This is a genomic window from Kocuria sp. MNB10, from assembly GCF_054073685.1.
The window spans coordinates 1,467,074-1,485,983 of record NZ_CM133411.1; the positions used below are offsets into that span (position 1 = coordinate 1,467,074).

Consider the following 18,910-nt stretch of genomic DNA (forward strand, 5'->3'; position numbering starts at 1 on the left):
GACCCCTGTGTTGGACGGGCCGGTGCCGCAGGCCGTGCGGCCCCCGGGATCGATCCGTCAAGTGTCCCCCCGTCCCCGTGCGTGCCGTGGCGCGCGAGCGGGGCGTCGGTTCCGAACCACACCATCATGTCACCGACCCCGCCCGATCCGCTCCCCGCGTGACTAGGCTGGGGCCAGGAACCGAGGGCGCAGGAGGATCATCATGGACACACGTACTGCCGAGATCGTGGTGGGCGTGGACGGCTCCGAGCAGAGCATGGGCGCCCTGCACTGGGCTGCCCGGGAGGCCCACCGTCGCGGGGCGCCGTTGCACGTGGTGACCGCCTACTCGGTGCCGATGATCGGGGGCTCCACTTTCGACGTCGGCTACGCCGCGTTCGACGACGCCGCCATGAAACGGGCCGTGGAGGACCTCGTGGGCGAGGCACGACGCCGCGTGGCCGAGTTGGACGTGGACGTCCGGTCCACCGTCCAGGCCGGGGACCCCTCCGGTGTGTTACTCGAACTGAGCGAGGACGCCCAGTTGCTGGTCCTGGGTTCCCGCGGCCGGGGCGGGTTGATCGGCCGCCTGCTGGGTTCGGTGTCCACCGCGGTGCCCGCCCACGCGCACTGCCCCGTGGGGATCATCCCCCTTCAGTGGGGCAGGGAGTACCAACTGCACGAGAACGTGAGCCGCCGTCAGGCGTTCGTGGACGGTGTGACCGTGGGCTCGGATGGTTCCCAACAGGCGAGTTCCGCGATGCTGTGGGCCGCGGAGGAGGCCGAACAGCTCGGGGTGCCGCTGACCGTGGTGTGCGCCGCGCCGTCGGACTCCGGATCCTCCGCGTGGCTGCCCTCGCCCGTGGACTTCGACAACCTGCGCGGGGAGATCCAGGCCGCGATCGACGCCGGCGTGCGGTGGCTGCGCGGGCACTTCCCGAACCTGGACATCACCGGCGAGCTCGTGGATGGATCCCCCATCCACGTCCTCCTGGAACGTTCGGCCCAGAACCAACTGGTGGTCACGGGGACCCGCGGTCGCGGCGGATTCGCGGGCATGCTGTTGGGCTCCACGTCCCAGGGGGTGCTGCACAACAGTGCCGGGCCGGCCATGATTGTGCCGTGCATCCGGGACCCGCGACTCTCGGACAGACCGGACGTCGCGATCTGAATCGACGCGGCGCCGCTGCTCGGTGCCGACGCCTGGTATCGAACGCGATGTGCCCCATCGGGGTGCCGCCCCCCGGGGTGCCATCCCCGCCGTTCCGCGGCGTGCGCGGGCCCGGCGGGACACCGCGCGGGTTTGTGCAACCGAGCCGTTTGCCTCTAAGCTACTCACGGTCCATCGTCCGATATTGCCGCTGGTGATGCTCGGACGGCGTTCTGGCCCCCATCGTCTAGCGGCCTAGGACACCGCCCTTTCACGGCGGCGGCACGGGTTCGAATCCCGTTGGGGGTACGTTTTCCCGTGCGAGGTACCGCGGGGTGAGCGATTTGCACAGTGAGTCGTTCGTCCTGGTAGGATATTCACTCGTTGGAAACAATCAAGGCCCTGTAGCGCAGTTGGTTAGCGCGCCGCCCTGTCACGGCGGAGGTCGCGGGTTCAAGTCCCGTCAGGGTCGCTCAGGCGGCGATGAAAAGGAAACTTTTCGCGCCGTTGCGGCATATCACCGGATGTTGCCTCCGGGAACGTGCCTGGCTCTGTAGCTCAGTTGGTAGAGCGTACGACTGAAAATCGTAAGGTCACCGGATCGACGCCGGTCGGAGCCACTGAACCCCCGCGTGGCTTCTACACGCGGGGGTTTCTTCATGTCTTCCCGCTTCTCGGAGCGGCCCGACGTTCGCCGGGCGGGTCCCTCGAAGTAGCTCGGCATGGGCCGGGCGGTATCTTCGACCAGCACTGCTGCGGGTTGGTGGCGTGGTGGTGGCGTGCACCCGACCTCCAGGGTGCGCCGAGGTTGGGACCCTAGCGTGGAGAGGGCCGTTCGCGGACGCTGCGGAAGGACTGCGCGGTTCCGCTGCGTCGGTCCGGCAGCCCTGGGCCAGCGAGCGCAGCGGGTTCCGACGGCGCGGACGGCCGTAAGAGGCGTCGTCGTCGCAGCGGGACCCGACGCCGGATCGGACGGACCCGGACGGCCGGATCGGAAGGATCAGCTGTGAATCACCAAGTGCGCGCACTGCTGGCGGGGGCCGGTCTCATCGTGCTCCTCACGGCGTGTGACGCGCGGCAGGGCCAGACCACCACGATCGAACTCTCACCCATCACGCCGTCCGCGAGCGCCGCGTCCCGCGCGCCGTCCGCGAGCCCCGCGGACACCCAGACGTGCTTCGACGTGGCCGAGGTCTACAGCGGGCTGGAGCTGCTGCCCCTCACCGATCGCAGCGAGGACGAGGACGCGAACGAGGACACCCTGGAACAGGCCCTTGAGTCCGTCAGCCGGCTCCGTGGGAAGCTCCCCGCCGAGGTGCGTCCGGCGTTCGACGACGTCCGGGACATCCTCGACGACGCCGGCGCCACCCTCCAGCCCTCAGAGGCCGTGCGGATCCACCGGGCGTTGGAGCCGGCCGAGTCGTGGTTGCGGGCTAATTGCGCGAGCACACCGCGCCACTGATCCCGAGGTCCGTTCCGAGATCCGTTTTGCCATTCGTCCCGGGCTTCGCCCTTTAGACGGGGGTCAGCCTCGGCACGGGGATCACATCAGGCGCAGCCAGACCGCGCTGTCCACGCTCAACCGGTCGTTGACCACGGCGTTCTGGCCACTTGCCAGAAGCAGCTCACCGCGGGAGAGCTCGTCGAAACCGATTTCGCTCTCCCCGAGGTTCGCGGCCACCAGCACGGTCTCGCCGGTCCCGCACGACATGGTGTAGGCGAGGACGTCCTGGTCACCCTCGCTCAGGGGATGCCACGTGAACTCGGCCGTGCCCAGTTCCAGGTCGTGCCGGAGTTCCAGAGCCCGGCGGTACAGGTTGAGTGTGGACTGCGGGTCACCCAGTTGGTGGTCCACCGTGATCCCAGCGAAGGACTCGGGCTGCGGCAACCACGGATCCGGACCGAAACCCAGCCCGTCACCCACGGGAGCCCACGGCAGGGGGACGCGAGCGCCGTCGCGCCCCAGCTCCGAACCCGCGGTGCGATGGAAGGTGGGGTCCTGCCGCGCGGCATCCGGCAACTCGGTGTGCTCCGGCAGACCGAGCTCGTCGCCCTGGTAGATGTACGCGGAACCCGGGAGGGAGAGCTCCACGAGGGCGGCGGCGCCCGCCCGGCGCAGCCCCTGACCGGCGTGTGGTTGCTCGTCCTGCGCGCCGATCCCGTTGGGGTAGGCCGTGCGGGAGCTCAACCCGTAGCGCGAGGCGTGGCGGACCGTGTCGTGATTGGAGAGCACCCACGTGGACGGCGCGCCCACGGCCGCATTGGCGCGCAGGGAGATCTCGATGGTGTCCCGCATGCGGTCGCGATGCCACCCGGCCACCAGGAAGTCGAAGTTGAAGGCCTGCTGCGCCTCGTCCGGGCGCACATAGCGAGCCAGGCGCTCGGCGGGACCCACCCATGCCTCCACCACGAGCATGCGATCACCGGGGTACTCCTGAAGCACCGTGTGCCAGTCCCGGTAGATCTCGTGCACCCCGTCCTGGTCGAAGTAGGGGCCGGTGTCCATGGTCTTGCTGGGCCCGTCGGGCTCGTCCTGGGCGCCCTGGACATCCGTGCCCTCGACCATGTGGACCTGCTCGTCCCAGTCCGGCAGGCCCGGGGCCTTGATCATGCCGTGGGCCACGTCCACCCGGAAACCGTCCGCCCCGCGGTCCAGCCAGAACCGCAGGATCGCCCGGAACTCTTCCCACACCTCCGGGTTCTCCCAGTTGAGGTCTGGTTGGGAAGAATCGAACAGGTGCAGATACCACTGCCCGTCCGGCACCCGGGTCCACGCCCGGCCCCCGAACAAGGACTTCCAATTGTTGGGCGGCTCCTCGCCGTTCTCGCCCCTGCCCTCGCGGAACATGTAGCGGTCCCGCTCCGGGGAGCCCGGCTCGGAGGTCAGGGCGGCCCGGAACCACTCGTGGTCCTCGGACGTGTGATTGGGTACCAGGTCCACGATGATCTTCAGGCCCAACCGGTGCGCTTCCTCCCGCATCCGGTCGAAGTCCTCGAGCGAACCGAAGCGCGGATCCACGGTGCGGTAGTCCGCGACGTCGTACCCGGCGTCGTGCTGCGGGGAGAGGTAGAACGGGGAGAGCCACACCGCGTCCACGCCCAGGTGCTTGAGGTACGGCAGCTTCTGGGTGACCCCGCCCAGGTCCCCCATGCCGTCCCCATTGGAGTCCTTGAAGGAGCGGGGATACACCTGGTAGATGACGGCGTCACGCCACCATTCGGTGCCGGTCGCGGTACGGGCGCTGGTGTCGCTGGCGCTGGCAGTGGAGACCGAGGCGGTCTGGTCGGACCGGGCGGAGGGAGCCGTGGCGCGGTGGTCGGAGTGCGTTGAGGGGTCGGAAGTCACGGGATCCAGGCTACCCATCTCCCACGGGGGCCTCGCAGCCACCGCGCCCCCATCGCCGAACGTCCCCCCGCTTTTACTTAGCAAAAACAGCTCAGCGCCCGAAAATCTGCTTTAACTGAGTAAAAGCGCAAGGATGGGTTGGCGCGGATGCGTCGGACGACGGCCCGCCGCCCCTCCCCGCCTCAGTTCGCCTGCTGCAAGTGGGCCAACGGTGCCCAGCGCATGAAGATCCGGCGCAGCGCCGCGGTGGCCGCCGCCAGATCCCCTTCGCGCAGCAGTTCCACGGCGTCCGCCATGTCCCGGGGGCTCTCGTCCGGCTGGATTCGATCCGCGATGGACCCGTAGTCCAGGCTCACCACGGAGGCAGCGCTGAACGCGCCCAGCCACCGCCCCAGGCGGGTGAGGTCCTGCGCGAACGCCGCAGCCTGGCGCGCCTCGTCCGGGAGGTCGTGCTCGTCAGCGCCCCCCGAGGCTTGCTGAGCGGCGTCCTCCACGGTCTGGGCGGCCTGGATCACCCGGCGCGCGGCGGTGTCCGCGGGGGCGATGAGTCGGTGCACCTCGTGCCCGGAGTGGTAGGAGGTCACGTGGTCCTCTGGGGCGAAGGCCGCGAACCACGCGAGCGGGACCACGTACGCGGACTCACGGGTGTACACGGGGTCGAACGTCTCGCGGGACGTGGCCTTCGCAGCGTCGCTGACCTGCTTCTCCGGAACGAGTAGCGGCAGCAACTGGGCGCTGTCGTCGTTCTCCGCGGCCGTGAACAGGCGAAGGGATCGACGCAGCCGTTGCGTGGGGTGGAAGACCGGGAAGTCGCCGGCGGGTCCGGGCAGGCGCCGTGAACCGGCGGGTGCGGTGGAGAACGGCATGGTCCACAGCGGCTCGCGTGCGGGCGGGAGCAACGGCTGGGAGGTGTCGGACAGTCGGGCCAGTTGCTCCGAAAGTTCGTGCACGCCCGCGGTAAAGGGGTCCAGGGCGCGGGGGATGCCGGGTGCGTAGGCGGCGTCGAGATCCTGCTGGGGCACGTAGATCCGCAGCGCGAAGCGCATGGGCGGGCCCGTGATGCTGCGGTAGGCGCTGCCCACGTTGATCAGGGGCATGGCTCAGTCGATCTCGATGACGACCGGGGCGTGGTCGGACGCGCCCTTGCCCTTGCGCTCCTCGCGATCGATCCACGCGTCCTGCACACGGGCCGCGAGCGCGGGGGAGCACAGCTGGAAGTCGATGCGCATGCCTTCCTTCTTGGGGAAGCGCAGCTGCGTGTAGTCCCAGTACGTGTACACGCCCGGTCCGGGGTGGCGCTCGCGGACCACGTCCTGGAACCCGGCGTCCTCGATGAACGCGTTGAAGGCCGCGCGTTCGGGTTCGCTCACATGGGTGTACCCGCCGTCGCGGAAGAGCTGGATGTCCCACACGTCCTCGTCACGCGGGGCCACGTTCCAGTCACCCACAAGTGCGATCTGGGCCTGCGGGTCCTCCTGCAGCCACTGTTCGGCGTGGCCCTCCAGGACACGCAGCCACTCGAGCTTGTACGGCATGTGGGGGTCCTCCAGGCCGCGACCGTTGGGCACGTAGAGGGACCAGATCCGCACGCCGTCGCACGTGGCGGCGATCGCGCGCGCCTCCTGGGCGGGTTCCTGGCCGGGTTTGCCGAACGTGGGCTGACCGGGGAACGTGCGCTCCACGTCCTTGAGCCCCACGCGGGACGCGATGGCGACGCCGTTCCACTGATTCACGCCGAAATGCGCCACTTCGTAGCCCGCGAACTCGAACAGCTCCCATGGGAAGTTCTCGTCCTTGGCCTTGGTCTCCTGGATGGCCAGGACATCCACGTCCGAACGGTCGAGCCACGCCTCGATGCGGTCGGCGCGGGCGCGGATGGAGTTCACGTTCCACGTGGCGATTCTCATGGGGTCCACCGTAGCGAGCCGCGGCCCACGCTGGGAAACCGCGGGCGGGCACGGCCCGGGTGCGCGGCGGCAGCTGTCCACGGGAACACCCGGGAAACGACGACGACGTCGCGGCCGCGAGCGTCCGGGGCCACGGATGCGGCGGCGCCCGGGTTCTGTGTGGCGGCGTCGCCCACGAGGTCGTCCTTCCACGAGGGCTTATGGGACGGGGTGGATTGCCATTCGGCGGATTCCCGCCGCGTAACACCTCAGTGCCCCTGGTCGCGGGACGGGCGGTGTGAATTCCCAGGGCCGGTCCGGTCATGATCCGGGACGCGCCATGTGACGCCGCAGTAGTGTGAGGTCATGGACGCAAGGCGGGCGCTAGCCGAGATCAGAGAACGCCGTATCCTCCTGAAAGCGGCCGGTGCGGGTGCTGGTGCCCTGCTGGGGGCGCAGGCCGTGGTGATCGCCTCGCTCGCCGGGCTCGACTGGTGGAAGCATCACGGGCGTCAGCAGCGTGACGCCCCGCACCCCGGGACGTTCAACGCGCACGTGCAGGACTCGGACATCACCATCTACACGTCGGGTGAGTCGGTGTACGAGGACATGCTCGAGGCCATCGACAACGCCCAGCACTCCATCCACATGGAGACGTTCATCTGGAAGAACGACGAGACGGGTCAGCGCTTCCTGGACGCGTTCAACCGGGCCGCGGATCGGGGCGTGGAGGTGTTCATCATCTACGACGGGTTCGCGAACCTCGTGATCCCGTCCTCCTTCTACGACTTCTCGGACCGGGTCCACGTGTACCGGATGCCGGTGGTGCGCCGCCCGTTCTGGAAGGGGCCCCTGCGGTTCTCGGGCTTCAACCATTCCAAGATCCTGGTGGTGGACGACAACATCGGTTTCGTGGGGGGCTACAACTTCGGTTCTCTCTATTCCCGGCAGTGGCGGGACACGCATATCCGGGAGATCGGGCCTGCGGTATGGGGGTTACGCAGCTCCATCGCGAGCGTGTGGAACGAGGACCGGGACCCGGAACACGCCATCGACTGGGTGGCGCCCAAGAATTGGGACCCGGAGGTGCGGGTCTCCGCGAACCTGCCCATCCAGCTCGTGTACCCCATCCGCGAGATGTACATGAACGCGATCAACAGGGCGCAGCACCACATCTGGGTGAACACGCCCTACTTCATCCCCGACCAGCAGATCCTGGACTGCCTCCTGGACGCGGCCGCTCGCGGGGTGGATGTGCGGATCATGGTCCCCAAGGACTCCAACCACATCCTGGCGGACTGGGTGTCCCGCGGGTTCTACGGCCAGTTGTTGGAGGGTGGGGTCACCATCTTGCTGTATGCCGCCTGCATGATCCACGCCAAGACCGCCACGATCGACGGCGAGTGGTCCACCGTGGGCACCGCCAACATCGACCGGCTCTCCCTCTCGTTCAACTACGAGACCAACGTGGAGATCGTGGACCCGGATTTCGCGGCCGAGATGGAGAAGGTCTTCCTCGCCGACAGCGAGCACTGTGAGGAGCTGTCCTCGCCCCAATGGCGCGATCGCCACCCCATGGCCCGGGTCGCCGAGACAATCCTGGTACCGCTGCGCCCGTTCCTCTGACCGGACCTTTCCGATCGACGACGACGCCGCTGACGCCACCGACGATGCCGCCCCGCCCACCGTGCGGGGCGGCGTCGTCGTCCTGTGGCGGGGTTGCGCCGCGGGGCCTCAACCCCGCGTGAGGTGACCCCTCAGCGTGGTGGCGGTGTACGCGGTGCGGAACAGGCCGCGGCGCTGGAGTTCGGGGACCACGAGGTCCACGAAGTCATCCAGGGAGTCCGGCTGGACGGGCGGCATGAGGTTGAAGCCGTCCGCGCCGGCGTTGTCGAACCATTCCTGCATGCGATCCGCGATGGACTCCGGGGTGCCCACCATCGTGCAGTGACCCCCGCCGGCGGCGAGGCGGCCGAGCAACTGGCGGACCGTGGGGCGCTCGGCCTCGATGATCCGCAGAATGGTGCCGTAGCGGCCCTGCGGACCGGTGAACTCCTCCAGGGGCGGCAGCGTGGGCACGGGCGCATCTAGGTCCCACTGCGCGCAGTCCTGCTCCACGAACGTGGAGAGCTGTGCGAGCGACTGCTCCACAGGGAGCAAACGGTCCACGCTGGCCTGCTTCTCGAGGGCCTCTTCGTGCGTGCGGCCCACGTACGTGACTAGACCGGGCATCACGATCACGGAACCGGGATCACGCCCGGCGCGGGCCACTTCGGCCTTCACCGCCGCGTAGTACTCCTGTGCGGCGGGCAGATCGTAGGCCACGGCGTAGATCCCCTCTGCAAAGTCGGCCGCGAGTGCCTTGCCGGGCCCGGAGGCACCCGCTTGGAAGAGGACCGGTTCCCCCTGCGGGGAGCGCGGGACCGTGAGGGGTCCGTCCACCAGGAAGTGGCGGCCCTCGTGGTGCAGGCGGTGCAGCTTGGAGGGCTCAGCCCACCGGCCCTCCGGGTCTGCGGTGACGGCGTCCTCGTCCCAGCTGGCCCACAGGGCGCGGGCCACCTCCACGAACTCGCGGGCGCGCTCGTAGCGCTCATCCTTGGTCGGCATGGCCCGGTAGCCGTGGTTGCGGGCCTCGGAGTCCCACATGGAGGTCACCACGTTCCACCCCGCTCGCCCGCCCGAGATGTGGTCCAAGGACGCAAGCATCCTGGCCGCGTGGAACGGGGTGAAGAACGTGGTGGACACCGTGCACACCAGGCCGATGCGCTCGGTGGCCCGCGCCATCGCGGACAGCGCTGTCAGGGGTTCCAGGCTCCAGCGGGGCCCGCCGGAGACATCACCCACGCTGTGCCCGTCCGCGAAGAACACCGCGTCGAACAGACCGCGTTCGGCAGTCCGCGCGAGCTCCTCGTAGTAGGCGATGTCCGTGAGGCGGTGCACCGGGGAGCCCGGCGCGCGCCACGCGGCCTGGTGGTGGCCGGCCCCGTAGAGGAAGGCGTTGAGGCGCAGCGTCCGGGCGGGTGTCCCGGGCAGCTGGTTCACCTGGGTGGGACGGGTGGACGCCGCAGGGGCGGCGGACGGGGTCCGCGCGGTGTCGTGCGGGGCGGCCATGTCAGTCCATCACCAGTCCACCGTCGACCACGAGGTTCTGCCCGGTGACGCCGCGGGACCAGTCGGAGGCGAAGAAGAGGGCGGTGTCCGCGAACTCCTCCGGGGTGGTGACCCGACCCAGGGGCGTACCGGCGGCAATGGCGTCGAAGACTTCGGCCGGGGTAGCGGCACTCGCGTCCGTGGTGCGTAGCAGGCCACCGGAGATCATGTTCACGGTGATGCCCAGGGCCCCCAGGTCCTTGGCCGCCGTACGTGTGAGGGAGAGCAGGGCGGCCTTGGCTGCGGTGTAGTCGTGGTAGGGGACCACGGGGTTCTGGAAGAGATTGGTGCCGATGTTGATGATGCGCCCGTGTCCAAACCGGCGCATCCCCGGGACGACCGCCTGGATCACGTTGAGTCCGCCCACGACCGCGCCGGTGAACTGCTGGGAAAGATCCTCGGCGGCGAGGTTTTCGAGCGAGGGGCGGGCGTCCCCGTTGAAGCTGAAGTCCACCAGCGCGTTGTTCACGGCCACCGTGATGGGCGCGCCGAAATGGTCCTGGGCGAGTGCCACCATCTCCTGCACCTGCCCGGCATCGGTCACGTCCGCCCGAACGGCAATGACCTTGTCCTCACCGAGTTCGCGCACCAGTGAGCGGGCGCGGTCCTCGCTCGCGTGGTAGTTCACGACCACCCGGGCGCCTTCGCGGGCGAAGGCTCGGCTGAGATGTTCACCCAGACCCCGGGCTCCTCCGGTGATCAGGACGATGGTGGTGTCGATCCGCATGCTCACTCCTGTGGCTCACGGCGAAGAACGCGGTGCGCCACCCGTGCGGTGCCACCGTGACATCCCTTCGCCAGTACTAACTGGACAGGTTCGACGGGTGTCATCTCAGCCATTGCCTCCAGGGCTCCCCGGCCCGGTGGGTCGTGGGAACGTGCAGCGGCACCCCGTGTCACTGGGCCCAGTCTAAGCACAGGGGTCCGGACCGGGGTCGCGCACGGCGCAGGCCGTCGGCGGGCATGGCCAATGCGGTTGTCCAGCGCAGTCAGGCCAGGGCCGTCCCCTTGGGCATCGCGCGGGCGGGGAGGATCAGCCCTCCCGCCACCACTTGTCCGCCGGGGTCACCGGGACCGTGCGCTTGTGGCGGGTGCGCAGGAACGTGCTTTCGATCTTGCGGGCCACCTCCTCGGGGACGTCCTTGCCCTCGAGGAAGTCATCGATGTCGTCGTAGCGCAGGCCCAGCTCGTCCTCGTCCGTGCGCCCGGGGTTCTCGTCCAGGAGGTCCGCGGTGGGGACCTTGCCCACGAGTTGCTCGGAGGCCCCCAGGTACGCGAGCACCTGGCGGTTCTGCCGTTTGTTCAGCCCGCCCAGGGGCAGGACGTCCGCGCCGCCGTCGCCGAACTTGGTGAAGAACCCGGTGACCGATTCCGCCGCGTGATCCGTGCCGATCACCAGCAGGTTGTGGTCCCCGCCCACCGCGTACTGCGCTGTCATACGCACGCGGGCCTTGGTGTTACCACGGGTGAAATCGGTGAGCTGCTCACCGGTCGCGGCACCGTAGGCGGACTCGAAACCGCGGACGGCCGGCGCGACGTCGTACGTGATGACCCGGTCCGGTTGAATGAATTCGAGCGCCGCCTGGGCGTCGGCCTCGTCGTGCTGGATCCCGTGAGGCAGTCGCATGGCCACGAACTCGGCCTTGATCTCGTCCTCGCGCAGTTTCTCGACCGCGAGCTGGGCCAGGCGCCCGGCCAGGGTGGAGTCCACGCCGCCGCTGATCCCCAGGACGAACCCCGCGGTGTGCGTGGCCTTGAGGTAGTCGCTCAGGAAGTCGACGCGGCGTTGGGCCTCCCGCTCCGGATCGATCTGCGGAGAGACGCCGAGCTCGGCAATGATCTGTGCTTGCAATTCACGCATGCGTCCATGCTAGTGGCCGGTTCCCGCGGGGACAGGGGCCTACCGTCGGCCCGTCCCATGGCCCGGAGGACGGAGGACGGAGGCCGGCGCTGGGCCCCGGTGCTGGACCCCCACGCTCGGACCCGCCCCCCGGGGGACCTATGAGATGCTGATCACATGAACGAGAACTCCTACGAGACCATTGAAGTCCGCCGCGAGGGACGCGTGGGTGTCATCACCCTGAACCGTCCCAAGGCACTGAACGCGCTGAACGAACAGACCATGCGGGACGTGGTGGCCGCCGCGACCGAGCTGGACCGTGACTCGGGGATCGGCGCGCTGATCCTCGCAGGTTCGGAGAAGGCCTTCGCGGCCGGTGCTGACATCAAGGAGATGTCCGGCAAGTCCGCGTCCGATATGTACCACGAGGACTTCTTCGCGGGGTGGGATGCTTTCGCCCGGCTGCGCACCCCCAAGATCGCCGCGGTGGCCGGTTACGCGCTCGGCGGTGGGTGCGAGCTCGCGATGATGTGCGATCTGATCCTCGCCGCGGACACTGCAGTGTTCGGTCAGCCCGAGATCGCCCTGGGTGTGATCCCCGGGATGGGCGGCACCCAGCGCCTCACCCGCGCCGTGGGCAAGGCCAAGGCCATGGACATGATCCTCACCGGACGGCAGATGCGCGCCGAGGAAGCCGAGCGTTCCGGTCTGGTCTCCCGCGTGGTCGCAGCGGACGAGCTCATGGACACCGCCCTGGAGGTCGCCGGAAAGATCGCGGAGATGTCCAAGCCCGCGGCCCAGCACGCGGTCGAGACCGTCAATGCCGCGTACGAGTCCGGGTTGTGGGCCGGCGTCCAGCACGAGCGGCGGGTCTTCCACGGGCTGTTCTCCACCGCGGACCAGAAGGAGGGCATGTCCGCGTTCGCGGAGAAGCGTAAGGCGCGGTTCTCCCACGAATGAGCCCTGTAGGGGACGACGACGCCGCGCGGCCCGGTCCGCGCGGCGTCGTCGCGTGTCAGGTCAACACTACGCAAGTGCGGTTCAAACACGGCCGTGGTTCCGCAGATGCGGATAAACTCCTCCCATGACCCACCTCCGTATCTCCCAGGCCGCGACCTTCGTGGGCGTCAGCGATGACACCGTCCGGCGGTGGATCGAGCAGGGCACGCTCACCGGGCACAAGGATTCCGCGGGGTACGCCGTGGTGGACGGCGCCGAACTCGCGGCATACGCGCGCGACAACGCCGTGAGCCCTCAGGATCCCGCCGGGGTGAACAGTTCGGCGCGCAACCGCCTCGTGGGACTCGTGACCGCCGTGACCTCCGATCCCGTGATGTCCCAGGTGGAGCTGCAGTGCGGCCCGCACCGGATCGTCTCGCTCATGAGCACGGAAGCGGTGCGTGACCTGGGGCTGGAACCGGGGTCCGTGGCCACGGCCGTGGTGAAGTCCACCGCGGTCATCGTCGAGACCGAGGGGCGCAAGTGATGGGGCGCGCGGCGACACGCATGCGCGCCCTGGCTTGCGCGGTGAGCGCGGTGGCGCTCTCCGGATGCGCGGGAGCGTCGGACGGGGGAGGGGACGCGGCGTCGTCGTCCGATCAGGAGACGACCCTGCGGGTGTCCGCGGCGGCCTCGCTGACCCATTCCTTCGACGAGCTCGCGCGCACGTTCGAGGCGGCGCACCCGGGGGTGAAGGTCAGCATGAACTACGGAGGCTCGTCCGGGCTCGTGCAACAGCTGACCGAGGGCGCCCCCGCGGACGTCTTCGCCTCCGCCGATCAGAAGAACATGAAGAAGCTCACGGACGCGGGCCTGGCCGCGGGGGAGCCGAGCGTGTTCGCGACCAATGTGCTCACCCTCGCGGTACCCAAGGACAACCCCGCGGACATCACCTCCTTCCGGGACGTGGTGGACCGGGACGTCAAGCTGGTCACGTGCGCCCCGGAGGTACCGTGCGGTGCAGCCACGCAGGAGATCGAGAAGGCCAACGGTGTCGCGCTCCACCCCGTGAGCCAGGAGAACGCGGTCACGGACGTGCTCGGCAAGGTGACCTCCGGGCAGGCGGACGCGGGGATCGTGTACGTCACGGATGCCAAGTCCGCGAAGGACAGGGTCACGACCGTCGAGATCCCGCGCACGGATCAGGCGGTCAACAACTACCCCGTGGTCGCCCTCAAGGATTCCGCGGAGCCGGAGCTCGCCCGGCAGTTCGTGGACCTCGTCCAGGGTGACGAGGGCCGGAAGGTCCTGGAGGACGCGGGCTTCGGCGCACCGTGACGCGCGGGTTCGTCACGACCCCCCGGTGGGTCCTGGTCCCGGCGGTGGTGGGGGCGTTGGTCATCCTGTTGCCCTTGCTCGGCATGGTGCTGCGCATCGATTGGGCGCACCTGGGGGAGTTGCTCACGAGCGAGTCCTCGCTCGCCGCGCTGTGGTTGAGCCTTCGCACCGCGGTCGCGTCCACGGCGCTGTGCCTGGTGCTGGGGTGCCCGCTCGCCCTGGTCCTGGCCCGTTCCACCGTGCGCGGCCTCACGCTCCTGCGCTCGCTGGTGCTGCTGCCGCTCGTGCTGCCACCCGTGGTGGGCGGTATCGCGCTGCTGTACACCTTCGGACGCATGGGTTTCCTGGGCAGCACCCTGTCCTCGGCGGGCGTGGACATCGCGTTCACCACCGCGGCCGTCGTGCTCGCCCAGACGTTCGTGGCCCTGCCGTTCCTGGTGGTCTCCCTGGAGGGCACGCTGCGCACCGCGGGCGTTCGCTACGAACGGGTCGCGGCGGGCCTTGGTGCATCCCCCACGCGCACCCTGTTCCGGGTCACGCTGCCCCTGGTGCTGCCTGCAATGCTCTCCGGGGCCGCGCTATCCTTCGCGCGCTGCCTCGGCGAGTTCGGCGCCACCCTCACGTTCGCGGGCAGCCTGCAGGGCGTGACCCGCACGCTCCCGCTCGAGATCTACCTGCAGCGCGAGACCGATCCCGACGCCGCCGTGGCCCTCTCCCTGCTGCTCGTGCTCGTTGCTCTGCTCGTCGTGGGGGTCAGTGCTCCCTCCCGACGACGCCGCGGCGCCGGCTTCCGCGCCAACCTCACCCGGTGGTTCGCGCCGGGTCCGCAGTGGGGTCCCCATCCGGAGGGATCACGGCCCCGGTCCGGCGGCTCGACGCAGTCCTCGAAGGACAGCCGCACTGCCCATGCGGTCGGTGACCGACCCGCGGCCGGGTCTGGGGCGGTGGACGCCGGGGCCGGGCGGAATGGCGCCGTGGTCAGGACCGCAGCCGCATCCGCGGTTGCACCCGGGGGCGCGTCGGGCCTAGGGGTGAGCACGCCCCGCGCGGCGGGGGAGGCGCCCGGACTGATGGTCCGTGTTGAACACGACCGCCGCCGTGTGGCCGCCGAGTTTACGGTGGAGCAGGGAACCACCGCGGCCCTGATCGGGCCCAATGGCGCGGGGAAGTCCACCGTGTTCGACGTGATCGCGGGCCTGCTGGCCCCCGACCGCGGTGAGATCCGGGTGGGGGACGAATCCGTGCTGCGCGCCGGTGGGACGGCCCAGGACATGTGGGTCCCGGCGCATCGCAGGGGTGTGGCCCTGATGGCCCAGGAACCGTTGCTGTTCCCCCATCTCAACGTGCTCGACAACGTGGCCTTCGGCCCCCGGGCGAGTGGCGCGGGGAAGGCGATGGCGCGGCGTCGTGCCCTGGCGTGGCTGCGCGAGGTGGACGCGCGGGCGTTCGCCCAGCGCATGCCGGACGAGCTGTCCGGCGGGCAGGCCCAGCGCGTGGCGATCGCGCGGGTGCTGGCCGCAGAGCCGCGCGTGATCCTGCTGGACGAGCCCCTGAGCGCCCTGGACGTGACCGCGCGGCCTCGGATGAGGAAGGTGCTCCAGCGGGTGCTCGCCGGGCGCACCACCATGATCGTGACGCACGACCCGCAGGACGTGGCCGAGCTCGCGGACCATGTGGTGCGGCTGGAGCGGGCCGGCAACCGGGATCCGGCACCGCGCACGGCCGCCGACTGAGCGCGGCGCGCCTACTTCACCTCGCGCGTGAGCACACGCCAGATCCCGATCACCAACGGGATCCCGATCCACAACAACCCGGAGGTGTCCACCTGCGCCCATTGCGTGCCGGTGAGATCCAGCCCTTCTGCGAACGGGGTGAGTGCCGCGTTCACGTCCACCCACGCGCCGAGGATCAGGAAGGCCCCGAGGGCCAGGACCCAGGCGAGAGCCGCCGCGATGGTGCCCAGCGCCGCCGCCGAGAGCAGTTTGGCGAGGACCACGCGCAGCCTGCGGGGTTCCTGCGTGAAGGGGATGAGCGCGGTGCGCTGGCTCCACTCATTGCATGCCGTGATGATCCCGAGCACGGGCAGCAGCAGACCCTGGGGGTCGTGGTCACGGCCAGGGCCGCCGACAAGGGTGCGCCGTCGTTGCGTGCGACCCACATGAACAAGCCCAGGGCCAGAGCGGTCAGCACGCCGATGGCGATCAGCAGACCGCGCCCGGCGCGGGTGTCCACCTGCTTGCGCAGCTCGCCGCGCGGCAGGGTCAGGGGCACACGGCGTCGAGCTCCAGCATCTCGTCCACCCGCGCCCTGCCCGCATCCGTGATGGTGGCGGAGAGCTGCAGCACCTCGCGGCCGGTGGGCCCGGGGTGCTGGGCAGCGGCGGCCCAGCACGAGCGCCTCACCCGAGCTGGCCGGCGTGAGACCGGTGAGCCTCCGCAGCAACCGAGGCAGGCGTGGTTTGTGGACATGTGCCTCCCACATGTCCAGGTCGATGGTGACCCCTGGGCCCACCGAATCCTGCACCCTCCCTGCGAGTCGTTCGCCCTCATGGCGGCTGGCCTCCCGCTGCTCTGCCGTTGGCCAGCCCCTCTCGTGGTCGAAGTTCCGAGTCCAGACCAGGACGTCCCTGGTGAGTTTCAGCAGGAGGGGGAAGTCCTCCTGGTCCGGGAGACCGTCCTCTCCCCAGAACGGCCAGCTGAAGGTGTACTCGTTGAACATGCGAACGATGGGTGGTTCTGCCATGGCCGGTGCTCTCGGGTGGACGGACAGCGCGTGGTGGGGACATCTTGCCGGGCCACGGTGCGCGGCAGCGCATGCCTCCCGGCAGAACCGCGCCAGCTCGGGTCGGTAGCATGAGTCGGGCCGGTGACCGTCCGGCGTCAACATCGAGAGAGGACAACCCATGGCCTTCGTCTGCAGCGCCACCTGGACTGCGAAGCCCGGAGAGGAGGACACCGTGCGTGACGCGCTCTCCCACCTCTCCCCGGCCGCTCGCCAGGAGCCCGGGAACCTCTACTACCAGGCGTACCAGAGCCCGGAGGAGCCTGCCGTGTTCCGCATCTTCGAGGTGTACACGGACGAGGATGCGTTCACGGCCCATGTGAGCTCCGAGCACTTCGACCAGTGGGGAACACGCCAGGCGATCCCCGCCCTGGCGGAGCGTGCGCACAAGACCTACGAGACGCTCGACTTCTGACCGCCACACGTGACCAACCACGAGGAGACAACGCCGCCGCGCCCGGATCCTGCCCCGGCTGAACGAGGGCCCGCGTGGGCCCTTGTCCTCAGCGAGGTCTTCCAGGCGCCGCTCGTGCTGGCCGCGCTGCTGGTGGTCCTGCCGTGGACCGTGCACAGGAGCCTCGGGGCACTGCTGTGGGGCGTGGTGGCGGCGCTGGCGGTCTGCGGGGTCTCACTCGCCACGGTCACGGTGCTGGCGCGCCGGGGTGTGCTCACCGACCACCACGTGAGCGTCAAGGAGCACCGCCGACCCGTGATGCTGGGGACCTTCGCGCTGGTGGCCGTGTTCCTGGCGGTCAACCTTGCGTTCCACGGACCCGTGGAGATCACCGGACTGCTCATGGCCACGCTCGCGGCGAGCGCGGTGGTCGCGCTCGTGAGCCCGTTCTGGAAGATCTCCGTGCACGGGATGATGATGGGCGGCACTGCGGTGATCCTGCCCATCGCGGTGGGGCCGTGGGGTCTGCTGTTCCTGCCCGTCGCGGTGGCAGTGTGCGTGAGCCGCCGCGTCCTGCGCGCCCATACGTGGGCCCAGTTGTTCGCGGGCTTCGGTTTCGGGATCGTCGTCCTGGGCGGGATCTACGCACTGATCGCCGGTTGACGACGACGCCGCGCGGCCCGGTGCCGTCGCCGCGCCAGGGGTCATCGTGCCGTCGGCCCATGTACGGGCGGCCGGGGCGTCGACCGCTATGCGGACGACTCGAGTACCTGGTTTGTTGCCCGGACCAACCGGCCCTGACCCGCCGGCTCAGACCAGCGCGGTGAGCAGCGCTGCGGCCACCAACCCGCCGATCACGACCCACCCGGTGACCAGCAGCGTCTGTTTGGTCCCGAAATGCCGGGCGACCATGATGATCGAGGGGATGCTCAGGGCCGGCAGGGTGATGAGCAGGACCCCGGCCACCCCGTAGCTTGCGCCCGCCGCGGTGAGCCCCACGATCACCGGGATCTCGCCGCCGGTGGGGATCACCAGGGCCGCCCCGATCAGGCCCACGATGAGCAGCGAGAAGAGCCCGGCGTGGTCCGCGAGACCCGTGAAGTCCGAGAGCCATCCGGCGAACAACCCCACCAGCAGCACCAGGATCACGTACTCCGGGACGATCACCACCAGGTACCGGCCCAGTGCTCGCCCGAACCGGGTGACCAGCTCACCCCAGTGCTGCGGATCGGCGGGGAGGGCCTCGGGGGTCTGCACCGTGACGGTCGAGAACGTGCGGCTCACGAGCACTGCGGCGATCAACACCACCAGGATGCCCACGGCCACGCGCGTGGTCACGAAGGGCCAGGACATGGTCAGCGCCAGGAACACCAGCACGGCCGGGTTGAGCAAGGGGTTTGCGAGCCAGTACGCCATGGTGGCCCCCGCGGGCGCACCGCTGCGGCGCAGTCCGATGGCCACCGGCGCGGTGCAGCACGTGCACATCATGCTGGGCAGTGCCAGCAGCGCCCCGGAGATCCCCTGACCCCACGAGGTTTTGCGGCTGAGCACCCGCAGCAACCAGCGCCGGGGGACCAGGGATTCGAGGGCCGCGGCCACGAGCAGGGCAACGAGAGCGGCCTTCCATACGGCCTTCAGGTAGACCACGGTGAAGTCGATCGCACCCCGCAACGACGGCGCGGACCCCGGTTCGCCCGCGGAGCCGAAGATCGCCGCGCCGTTCCACACCCCGGTTTCGGCGAGCGTCTGGGTCTTGGCCTCGTAGGGGAGCCACTTGGCCCACAACAGCCCGCCCACGAGGATCGCCAGGGTGATGCCCAGTCCCACCCACCCCAGGACGCGGGCGCGTGAGCGGTCGGTGGTCTCCACGGAAGTGACGGTGATGCTCACGGCGGGCCTTTCGCAGCAAGGAGGTTCCAGGGCGCCGTCATCCGGGGACGACGACGCCCGGCAAGCTTACGTCCGCGCCGGAGCTTCGGAGCACAGGCCCGGGAACGCGCGACCCCGACATCACGCCGTGACGTGGGAGTGACGCACTGGACCCCTCTGTTGCACCCGTCACAGCGCTTTGGAAGGCTGGCTGGTGGATCAACAGTCGCCACCTCCA

At 69.5% G+C, this 18,910-nt stretch carries 18 protein-coding genes and 3 tRNA genes; 12 read left to right on the plus strand and 9 right to left on the minus strand.

Annotated elements, in window-relative coordinates; all coding sequences use genetic code 11:
- Positions 1 to 202 precede the first annotated feature (202 nt).
- The 5 genes from ACW9PK_RS06560 to ACW9PK_RS06580 all read left to right on the plus strand — a co-directional run bounded on the left by ACW9PK_RS06560 (position 203) and on the right by ACW9PK_RS06580 (position 2,591).
- A complete protein-coding gene (locus ACW9PK_RS06560) occupies positions 203 to 1,150 on the plus strand; it encodes a universal stress protein (protein WP_131332147.1) in 948 nt (315 codons plus the stop codon).
- A 215-nt stretch (positions 1,151 to 1,365) separates the two neighbouring features.
- Positions 1,366 to 1,438, plus strand: a tRNA-Glu gene (locus ACW9PK_RS06565).
- Between the two features lie 89 nt (positions 1,439 to 1,527).
- Positions 1,528 to 1,601: transfer RNA gene (locus ACW9PK_RS06570), tRNA-Asp, on the plus strand.
- A 75-nt stretch (positions 1,602 to 1,676) separates the two neighbouring features.
- Positions 1,677 to 1,749 (plus strand) — tRNA-Phe (locus tag ACW9PK_RS06575).
- A gap of 386 nt (positions 1,750 to 2,135) precedes the next feature.
- The gene (locus tag ACW9PK_RS06580) at positions 2,136 to 2,591 is read left to right on the plus strand and encodes a hypothetical protein (protein ID WP_457015364.1); all 456 of its coding nucleotides are present in this window, start codon (positions 2,136 to 2,138) and stop codon (positions 2,589 to 2,591) included.
- Between the two features lie 81 nt (positions 2,592 to 2,672).
- On the opposite strand, the gene ACW9PK_RS06585 is transcribed toward ACW9PK_RS06580, so the two are convergent.
- The 3 genes from ACW9PK_RS06585 to ACW9PK_RS06595 form a co-directional block, all read right to left on the minus strand.
- On the minus strand, positions 2,673 to 4,475 hold the full coding sequence (locus ACW9PK_RS06585) for a glycoside hydrolase family 13 protein (RefSeq protein WP_457015365.1): 1,803 nt from the start codon (positions 4,473 to 4,475) through the stop codon (positions 2,673 to 2,675).
- Positions 4,476 to 4,657: 182 nt separating this feature from the next.
- Positions 4,658 to 5,572 (minus strand): hypothetical protein, encoded by a 915-nt coding sequence (locus tag ACW9PK_RS06590; RefSeq protein ID WP_457015366.1) that lies wholly within the window; start codon positions 5,570 to 5,572, stop codon positions 4,658 to 4,660.
- 3 nt (positions 5,573 to 5,575) lie between these two features.
- Positions 5,576 to 6,382 (minus strand): exodeoxyribonuclease III, encoded by an 807-nt coding sequence (locus tag ACW9PK_RS06595; protein WP_064846570.1) that lies wholly within the window; start codon positions 6,380 to 6,382, stop codon positions 5,576 to 5,578.
- A 345-nt stretch (positions 6,383 to 6,727) separates the two neighbouring features.
- Between ACW9PK_RS06595 and ACW9PK_RS06600 the strand changes: the two genes are divergently transcribed.
- Positions 6,728 to 7,987 carry a phosphatidylserine/phosphatidylglycerophosphate/cardiolipin synthase family protein gene (locus ACW9PK_RS06600; protein WP_368844231.1) on the plus strand — a complete coding sequence of 420 codons (1,260 nt, stop codon included), beginning with the start codon at positions 6,728 to 6,730 and terminating at the stop codon, positions 7,985 to 7,987.
- Positions 7,988 to 8,095: 108 nt separating this feature from the next.
- On the opposite strand, the gene ACW9PK_RS06605 is transcribed toward ACW9PK_RS06600, so the two are convergent.
- From ACW9PK_RS06605 to nadE, 3 genes are all read right to left on the minus strand, one after another.
- On the minus strand, positions 8,096 to 9,472 hold the full coding sequence (locus tag ACW9PK_RS06605; protein ID WP_457015367.1) for an LLM class flavin-dependent oxidoreductase: 1,377 nt from the start codon (positions 9,470 to 9,472) through the stop codon (positions 8,096 to 8,098).
- Between the two features lies 1 nt (position 9,473).
- A complete protein-coding gene (locus tag ACW9PK_RS06610) occupies positions 9,474 to 10,238 on the minus strand; it encodes a 3-oxoacyl-ACP reductase (protein ID WP_368844230.1) in 765 nt (254 codons plus the stop codon).
- A 306-nt stretch (positions 10,239 to 10,544) separates the two neighbouring features.
- Positions 10,545 to 11,372, minus strand: a complete 828-nt coding sequence (gene nadE / locus ACW9PK_RS06615) for an ammonia-dependent NAD(+) synthetase (RefSeq protein ID WP_457015368.1) — start codon at positions 11,370 to 11,372, stop codon at positions 10,545 to 10,547.
- A gap of 156 nt (positions 11,373 to 11,528) precedes the next feature.
- Here nadE and ACW9PK_RS06620 point away from each other — a divergent pair, with 156 nt between their 5' ends.
- The 4 genes from ACW9PK_RS06620 to ACW9PK_RS06635 all read left to right on the plus strand — a co-directional run bounded on the left by ACW9PK_RS06620 (position 11,529) and on the right by ACW9PK_RS06635 (position 15,361).
- The gene (locus tag ACW9PK_RS06620) at positions 11,529 to 12,311 is read left to right on the plus strand and encodes an enoyl-CoA hydratase (RefSeq protein ID WP_098053563.1); all 783 of its coding nucleotides are present in this window, start codon (positions 11,529 to 11,531) and stop codon (positions 12,309 to 12,311) included.
- Positions 12,312 to 12,435: 124 nt separating this feature from the next.
- Positions 12,436 to 12,837, plus strand: coding sequence for a TOBE domain-containing protein (locus tag ACW9PK_RS06625; protein WP_064846464.1), 402 nt, complete (start codon positions 12,436 to 12,438; stop codon positions 12,835 to 12,837).
- Positions 12,838 to 12,857: 20 nt separating this feature from the next.
- Positions 12,858 to 13,628, plus strand: a complete 771-nt coding sequence (modA, locus tag ACW9PK_RS06630; RefSeq protein WP_368835984.1) for a molybdate ABC transporter substrate-binding protein — start codon at positions 12,858 to 12,860, stop codon at positions 13,626 to 13,628.
- Entirely contained in the window at positions 13,625 to 15,361 is a 1,737-nt protein-coding gene (locus ACW9PK_RS06635; protein ID WP_457015369.1) for an ABC transporter permease, read from the plus strand. Before modA ends, ACW9PK_RS06635 begins: the two co-directional genes overlap by 4 nt.
- 11 nt (positions 15,362 to 15,372) lie before the next feature.
- Here the strand turns inward: ACW9PK_RS06635 and ACW9PK_RS06640 are convergent, their stop codons facing one another.
- Entirely contained in the window at positions 15,373 to 15,786 is a 414-nt protein-coding gene (locus tag ACW9PK_RS06640) for a hypothetical protein (RefSeq protein WP_457015370.1), read from the minus strand.
- A gap of 103 nt (positions 15,787 to 15,889) precedes the next feature.
- Entirely contained in the window at positions 15,890 to 16,030 is a 141-nt protein-coding gene (locus ACW9PK_RS06645) for a hypothetical protein (RefSeq protein WP_367402624.1), read from the minus strand.
- Positions 16,031 to 16,530: 500 nt separating this feature from the next.
- Here ACW9PK_RS06645 and ACW9PK_RS06650 point away from each other — a divergent pair, with 500 nt between their 5' ends.
- Both ACW9PK_RS06650 and ACW9PK_RS06655 read left to right on the plus strand, forming a co-directional pair.
- On the plus strand, positions 16,531 to 16,824 hold the full coding sequence (locus ACW9PK_RS06650) for a putative quinol monooxygenase (RefSeq protein ID WP_064846468.1): 294 nt from the start codon (positions 16,531 to 16,533) through the stop codon (positions 16,822 to 16,824).
- A 9-nt stretch (positions 16,825 to 16,833) separates the two neighbouring features.
- Positions 16,834 to 17,466 (plus strand): hypothetical protein, encoded by a 633-nt coding sequence (locus ACW9PK_RS06655; RefSeq protein ID WP_457015371.1) that lies wholly within the window; start codon positions 16,834 to 16,836, stop codon positions 17,464 to 17,466.
- A gap of 147 nt (positions 17,467 to 17,613) precedes the next feature.
- On the opposite strand, the gene ACW9PK_RS06660 is transcribed toward ACW9PK_RS06655, so the two are convergent.
- Positions 17,614 to 18,693: a permease gene (locus ACW9PK_RS06660; RefSeq protein ID WP_457015372.1), complete on the minus strand. Its 1,080-nt coding sequence runs from the start codon at positions 18,691 to 18,693 to the stop codon at positions 17,614 to 17,616.
- Positions 18,694 to 18,910: the final 217 nt, after the last annotated feature.